Source organism: Bradyrhizobium sp. 160 (genome assembly GCF_023073735.1).
In the GTDB taxonomy this organism is placed as follows: Bacteria; Pseudomonadota; Alphaproteobacteria; order Rhizobiales; family Xanthobacteraceae; genus Bradyrhizobium.
Genome location: NZ_JADPKD010000077.1, coordinates 204,457 through 211,319, shown reverse-complemented (window position 1 = coordinate 211,319; position 6,863 = coordinate 204,457). Strand labels below are relative to the sequence as shown.

Below are 6,863 nucleotides of genomic sequence, written 5' to 3'. Positions count from 1 at the left end.
CGTTGTTCGGCTCCTGCTCGAACTTCACCAATTGATTGTCGACGGTGTCCAGGCTCTCGCTGGTCTCCGTCAAAAACTCCCGCAACAGATCATCCATGAGGTACGCCTTACTGAGCTGGACTTCCGCGGCTGAGCCGCGCTTGGAATCGACGGAAGCCCTCTTTCGATCGTTAGACATCCCCTTTCACGGTCCCGTTAATTTCAGCCTCCGTGCTAATACGGATATTGAAGACAAGTTTGCCGTTCGGCGGCATGCCATGGCACATTTCGGCAAAACCGGCACCGGACCGCGACGGGGAAAGGGCGTGAGGTAAACGCGCCAATTACGGCGCAACGGCGCGCGCGAGAAAGTTCTATCCGTGAAGACGATAGGCACGGCCTGCGTGAAATTGAATGGAGCCGGCGCGCGATCGCGCCCGACCTCACGAGGGCCGCTTCGTGCTTTGCCGAGATCCGCAAAGTTCGGGTTTGCGGTAAACGAACCGTTACCCCGTGGCCGGTGCGGCTCGTTCCGCGCTAACCAGCCGCGCGGACGAGTCGATCTCGGCGCCGGCGGGCGCCGCGCTGATGCACGTCTACTTTCCGCACGACGTGTCCTCATGCCGAGGCCGGACATCTTGTCCCAATTGCTAACATAGCCCAACGTGAACATGTTGGAACTTACTCGCACAAGGAGCGATGGTTCAGAAGGCGAGGAGGCAGCTTTGGAAACGACGGGGCGCCCATCCAACGGTTTCCTGTCTGCGCTGTCGGCAGACGATTATGAGCTGATCCGCCCGCACCTGCGTGCGGTCGATCTGCCCCATGACGCGGTGCTGGTCGAGGCCGGCGAGACCCTCAAGCGCGCCTATTTTCCTCACCGCGGCGTCATCTCGCTGGTGGTGAAGCTCGCCAAGGGCGAGCATGTGCAGGTCGCGATGATCGGCCGCGACAGCCTGCTCGGGACACTCTCGACGATGGGCGATGCATGCGCGCTGAACACGGCCGTCGTACTGATCCCCGGGGTCGCATCCATGATGGATCTCGACCGGCTGCGCGGCGCGGCCGACCAGAGCAGCAGCTTGCGGACCTTGCTCACGCGCCACGGCCTTGCCGTCTACGCGCAGGTCCAGCAGACCGCAGGCTGCAACGCCGCCCATTCGGTGGAGTCGCGGCTGTCGCGATGCCTGCTGCACACCCACGACCTGTCGGGCGACTACCGGCTGCTGCTGACCCAGGAGGCCATGGCACAGATGATAGGGGCGCGGCGCAACAGCGTGTCGCTGGTCGCCAACACCTTGCAGCAGGCCAATTTCATCCACTACAGCCGCGGACACATCCAGATCATGAACCTGGACGGCCTGCGTCAGACCGCGTGCGAATGCTACGCCACCGTGAAGGCGCATTACGACCGGCTGCTCGGCCGGCGCGCGTGGTAAACCGACGGCTAATGCCGGCCCGCAAACACGAGTCGTCCTGCTTCCGGAACTGAAATCCGGATGCCGTAGACATGGCGAGCCTCGCACCGATCCCGGCCCGCGCGGCATGGAATCGTGATCGAGGCAGGCCTGGCCATGTTTGAAGTGAGCGTCGCGCCAGCGCAGAATGTGCTCGATGGCGCGCCCGCGCGCGACCCGAATGCTTACGCCACGCTGGTGCGCGAAATCGGCGAGATCGGGGCCCGCGAGGTGCTTGCGGTGTTCTGGAGCGAGACCTGCGCGCGCCTGCAACTGTTGCGCACGCTCTCGGGCGAGCAGCACCAGGCGAGGCTCGCGCGCGAAGCACATTCGTTGAAGAGTACGGCCGGCACGTTCGGCTATGCCAGGCTCGCGGCGCTGGCGCTGCGGCTGGAGAAGTCCGCGCAGACGCTTCACGACACAGAACTCTGCGAGCTCCTGGACCTGATGGATGCCGCCTACGCCGCGGCGCGCGCGCAGGAACCGGAAGGCTAGAGCCATTTCCGTTCCGATGGAATCGAAGCGGACGTTCTACTCCTGGCTTGACGCGTTTTCTTGACGCGCACCGGCATCCACTTCGCTCGAAAACGCTGTAAACCACCCGCGCGTGCATTCCCGCCGTACTTCTACGGCTTGGGATTTTCACAGATGGCTAATCATAGCTGGCGATAGTCGCGAGAAACCAGGAGGGTTTCCATGTTCACCTACGAGACTGCGGACCAGAAGGAGGTCCGTCGCTTCCGCATCGCTCAGTTCAACGGCCGGATGGCGACGGTGAACGCTGGCGGGTCGACGGTGACTGGCTTCGTGCGCTCGGTACTCGAGCAAGAATCGAGCATCCCTCCCCGCTGGACCATCACGATCATCCCGAACGCACCGAAGGACGAGCCCAAGCCGCTGCGGCCCGTATCGCGCACGCGCCCCTTCGCCGAAGACTATTTCTGAGCGGGATCGGCGTTCTCCCGGGCCGCGCCGCCGGCCGGGCACAAAGCGACCATCAACCTCAATCGATCGAATGCAGCAGCGCCGCACGGACGAGGTCCGCGGTGTTGCGCGCACCGAGCTTGCGCATCGCCTCGGCGCGGTGGCTTTCGAATGTGCGTGGGCTGATCTGCATCCGAAGCGCGCCCTGCTTGTTCGAATAACCTTCGCTGATCAGCCTCAGCACCTCGCGCTCGCGCTTGGTCAGCCGCTTCTGGCCCGACAGGCCAATCAATTCGGCGCTGGGCACGCGCTGCGGCAGCGGCACGCGCGGGATCCGCGCTGCGGCGTCCCCGGTCCCGGATGGGATCGGCAGGCCGCCCTTGTGAGGACCGGCAAGCTGCTTGACGAGGCCGCAAACGCGCTCAGTCTGCGCCAGCGCATTCTCGACAACGCGCTGCAAATAGGCGCGGTCGCCGGTGACGGGCGCGAGCTGATCGCTATGATGCTTGATCTCGCCCATGTAGAGCAGGAGCGCAGTCAGGGGGCCGTTGAGCTCGCGGGCAATGGCGGCGGCCATGTCGTCGGCGGCCTTGGCACGGACGGCGTTCAGGCGGACGAAATCGAGCTCTTCAGCTGGAGCAGCGCTGCGTTCGTACCATTCCGACGGCCGCGAATCAGTGGCCGTATCATTCTGTGACGCCATGTCACTCGTTTAGCGGAACCGAGCCCGGTCTGTGATTAACTTTTTGCTCCGTAAGACTACGGTGATTTCGGCAGCTTTGCGCTAAATCCGCGGCGTCGGCACAATTTATGCTTGCACGGCGCCGCTCTCGGCCACGCTGAGGTTGAGATTTCGGCTCAGATTCTGGAGCAGGCGGGCGAAGAACCCTCAACCGGCACCTCCGCTCCTGCCAGTCCCCCGGATTTTACGGATTAATTAACGGCGACTTGCTTCTCTAAGCGAGGTTGAGAGCGCGCAAATGCCTCCACGCATTGGGCCCGCAAGCCTGCGGGAGACGCTGCGAAAGATTGCGTGCCATGAACGAGATCGATCGGCTGTCGGAATTCTTGCAGAGGCTGACGCCGATGTCGCGGAGCTGTCTGCTCAGCGAACTCGAGCGGCTTGAGCTGTGTGGCATCGACATGCCGGGCTCCGCCGACATTCAGTCCCGCTTGCGCGCCGAGTTTCGCAAGGACGGATCGGCCCATTCGCGCGCCACCAGCCCCTCGCGCTATTTCTTCGCGCCGCTCGAGCTGCTCCTGATCGATGGCGCACCCGAGCACGCCAATGCGGGGCGGATCTCACGCAACACCCTCACCCCGATCTGGGAGTGGATCTGCCGCGACCTGCTGCCGACCATGGCCCGCGACTACATCAAGGCGATCAACGACCAGGTTGCCGCCAACAACCCGAAGGAAGTGCAGAAAATCGCGTCGACCTTCCAGACCAAGGTCCTCAAGGTCCTCGAGAGCACCCTGGCGTCGGCGGAGAGCGCCCAGCTCGCACGCGCCAAGCTCGCGCAGTACACCGCATCGCGCACCGCCTTCGACGACGTGATGAAGATGCTGGACGTGCTGCGCGCCGGCGACGCGCTGCCGAAATTCAACGAAAAGCTGCCCGAACGGATCGCGAAGTTCGATGACAACCAGGTGGCCCAGATCACCTTGCAACTTGACGCCTTCAGGAAGTCCCATCCCCGCGCGATGCCCTTCGCGCTGACACTGGTGGCAAGGCGGCTGAAGACGCCCTGGCAATTGGTACGCCTCGCCACCAAGGCCGCCGCTAGCAAGACCGCCGCAGACGTCGCCGCCGCGCCTTATGCCTGCGTCGTCCCCATGGTGCTCGACCGTCTCGACGACAAGCGCCTCGCTCTTCGGGTCGCGCTCCGGCACAATCGCGTGCTGGTCGCCCGCGACCTGCTCGCCGAGATCTACGACACCGAATACGCGCTCAAGGTCCGCATCGATGGCATCGAACATTGCGATTGGGGCATCCGCCTCCAGCAATTGATGGACGCGATTGCGGCGCTGGTGTCCGCCGAGGTCAGCCGCTTCCCCGCCAATGTCGGTCACATTCTCGGATCGCGCCGGCTGCGCAGCCACGATACCCTGGGTGGCAAGCTGACCTATCTGGCCTGGAAGGGACGCGACGCCATGCAGGACGGCGCGGCGGCGTTTCGCAAATTGATCGGGCAGACCTGATATCGGTCAGTCATCAAGCGCGAGGGACTTTCGCGTTATCGGTGAGCGATCATGTCCTAATGCGCGCGCGGCAGGCACAGGAAGCGATCGAGAAATCGGCCCGACAGCACGAACCTGAACCACCAATACATCATTCGCCGCATCGTCATTGCTGCACTCCTCGACAGCCCACCACCGGCTGGGCGGAGCAATAGCGCAGGCGCGGCAATGCGCATGTGATGTGTTTCACATTTGTGCCGAGGGACGGGACGCATCGTCGCAGAACCGTCACGAGCGAAGGTGGAACATGCCCGTATCGCGCGAAAATGAGTTCCGCGGCCGCAGCTGTCCCTCCTATCCTCCGATGCAGTGAAAGAACAAACCGCAAGGAGGTCCCGATGAGATCGCACCGACGGATCCTGACGATGGTGACGTTGCTCGTGAGTGCGCTCGCGCTCACATCGACGACGATGGCGCAAACGACGCCGCAAGGCGATGCTGTGCCGACCGCCGACAACGCGGTGCTGCTGACCGTCTTCTTCAAGCACGATCAATCCCGGCCGCTGCGCGAGCTGAATACGCAACTCGAAAAGCAGGGCTTCTACAAGGCGTTTCCGCCGCCCGGCGTCGAGGTCTTGAGCTGGTATGTGATGATGGGCATTGGCCAGGTGATCACGCTGCGCCTGCCGGCGTCGCGGCTGCGCGAGGTCAACCGCGTGATCGAGGACACGGCATGGGGCCCTTACCGCACCGAATTCCATCCGACCTATGACTACAAGGCGGTGGCATGGCCCAACACGAAAAAGCCGCCGGAAATTAATTCTCTAATCGCCCTGTCATTGCAGCAAACGGCTACGCAACCGCATCGCTCGATGCGTGGCATCGGCGAGCCGCGCTTCGATCGATCGCGCGGGAGAAATTTAGCATGCGCTGGCTGTCGTTGTCCGTGCGGTGCCTGAGTATGCAAATTCTTTTCGAAGATTCTGTCGACAAATTAGCTCGAATTGCAGCGCTTAACGTTACTCAGATAATTCAACAACGATGTGAAGCTCTCCTTATTTGAACCCACGCTCGCCGTTTATGAAACTGTCACGGAACGGGAGTGGTATGAGATGAACGATGGGATTATTGAACTCGTCGGACGAAGGCCTGTGACCTTCGGACGGCGAAAGGTGACGCCGCGCGCCTGCGTGGCCGACAGCAAGCGCCACTTGCGTGCGTTCCTCAGTGAGGTGCTCGAGGATCTGGGCTTCGTCACCAGCGAATGCGCCAGCGCGGACGAGCTGCAAACCGTGCTCGCCACCGAATTGCCGGACCTGATCCTGCTCGGCGTCGCCACCGATGGCATCGAGCCGGGAAGATTCCTGGAGATTTTGGTGCGCGAGGCATTTGCGGGGAAGGTTCTCGCGGTCGGCGCCCGCGAATCGATCATCGTCAGGGCCGTGCGGCAGGTCGGCGAGGAATATGGCCTTGCGATGCTGCCGCCGCTGACCACGCCTTTTGCCGCGGAGACGCTGCGCGAGCGTGTCGCGATGCTGCTGCCGGAGGAGCCGGCGCCGAGCCCGGCCGTACATGTCGGCGAGGCCTTGCATGCCGGCTGGCTGGAGCTCTGGTACCAGCCCAAGATCGACGCCCGCACGCTGATCCGCAGCGGCGCCGAGGCGCTGGTGCGAATGCGCCATCCCACCTGGGGCGTCGTGCCGCCGGCCTATTTCATTCCCGAGGAGCACGATCCGCATCTGCGTGACCTCTCGGAATTCGTGATCGAGCGCGCCATGCAGGACTGGCACTATCTGCTGGAGCAGCAGAGTCCGGTCGATCTCTCGATCAACCTGCCGGCGTCCTACCTGAAGGAGCCGCAGGCGGTGCGCGATCTCTGTCGCCGCATGCCGACGCATCCGGCCTTCGGCGGCTTGACGATCGAAATCGACAGCCAAGAGGCGACCCGCGATCTCGACCACCTGACGGAGATCGCGCGCGAGGTGGGTCTGCACAATATCGGCCTCGCCGTGGACAATCTCGGCGCCGACTGGCCGGCGCTGATGGGCCTCGACAAGATTCCCTTCGTCATGCTGAAGGCGGACCGGCATTTCGTCACCGGCAGCGGCAATGACCGGCTGAAGCGCACGGTGTGCCGTCACATCGTCGAGCTCGCGCAGGGCTACGGCGCGCGCGTGGTCGCCGAGGGCGTCGAGAGCCGCACCGACCTCGTCGCCGCGAACGAGCTCGGCTTCGATCTCGTGCAGGGCTTTCTGTTCGGCAAGCCGATGCCGCTGAAGAAGTTCGCCCGCTCGACGCTGACGAAAACGGTGATGGAGTGAG

7 protein-coding genes are annotated in these 6,863 nt (G+C 63.3%); 6 read left to right on the top strand and 1 reads right to left on the bottom strand.

Annotation, left to right across the window (positions count from 1 at the left end):
* Nucleotides 1-704: 704 nt before the first annotated feature.
* The 3 genes from IVA98_RS33075 (at nt 705) to IVA98_RS33065 (ending at nt 2,381) form a co-directional block, all read left to right on the top strand.
* Nucleotides 705-1,418 carry a Crp/Fnr family transcriptional regulator gene (locus tag IVA98_RS33075; protein WP_247304219.1) on the top strand — a complete coding sequence of 238 codons (714 nt, stop codon included), beginning with the start codon at nt 705-707 and terminating at the stop codon, nt 1,416-1,418.
* A gap of 135 nt (nt 1,419-1,553) precedes the next feature.
* Nucleotides 1,554-1,931, top strand: coding sequence for an Hpt domain-containing protein (locus IVA98_RS33070; protein WP_247304229.1), 378 nt, complete (start codon nt 1,554-1,556; stop codon nt 1,929-1,931).
* Nucleotides 1,932-2,132: 201 nt separating this feature from the next.
* The gene (locus IVA98_RS33065; RefSeq protein ID WP_247304220.1) at nt 2,133-2,381 is read left to right on the top strand and encodes a hypothetical protein; all 249 of its coding nucleotides are present in this window, start codon (nt 2,133-2,135) and stop codon (nt 2,379-2,381) included.
* A 58-nt stretch (nt 2,382-2,439) separates the two neighbouring features.
* Here IVA98_RS33065 and IVA98_RS33060 read toward each other — a convergent pair whose 3' ends face one another.
* Complete coding sequence (locus tag IVA98_RS33060) at nt 2,440-3,063, bottom strand: helix-turn-helix domain-containing protein (protein ID WP_247304221.1); 624 nt, start codon at nt 3,061-3,063, stop codon at nt 2,440-2,442.
* Between the two features lie 335 nt (nt 3,064-3,398).
* On the opposite strand from IVA98_RS33060, the gene IVA98_RS33055 reads away from it, so the two are divergent.
* The 3 genes from IVA98_RS33055 (at nt 3,399) to IVA98_RS33045 (ending at nt 6,862) form a co-directional block, all read left to right on the top strand.
* Entirely contained in the window at nt 3,399-4,562 is a 1,164-nt protein-coding gene (locus IVA98_RS33055) for a hypothetical protein (protein ID WP_247304222.1), read from the top strand.
* A 404-nt stretch (nt 4,563-4,966) separates the two neighbouring features.
* Nucleotides 4,967-5,500: a hypothetical protein gene (locus IVA98_RS33050; protein ID WP_524536443.1), complete on the top strand. Its 534-nt coding sequence runs from the start codon at nt 4,967-4,969 to the stop codon at nt 5,498-5,500.
* A 153-nt stretch (nt 5,501-5,653) separates the two neighbouring features.
* Nucleotides 5,654-6,862, top strand: coding sequence for an EAL domain-containing response regulator (locus IVA98_RS33045; RefSeq protein ID WP_247304223.1), 1,209 nt, complete (start codon nt 5,654-5,656; stop codon nt 6,860-6,862).
* Nucleotide 6,863: the final 1 nt, after the last annotated feature.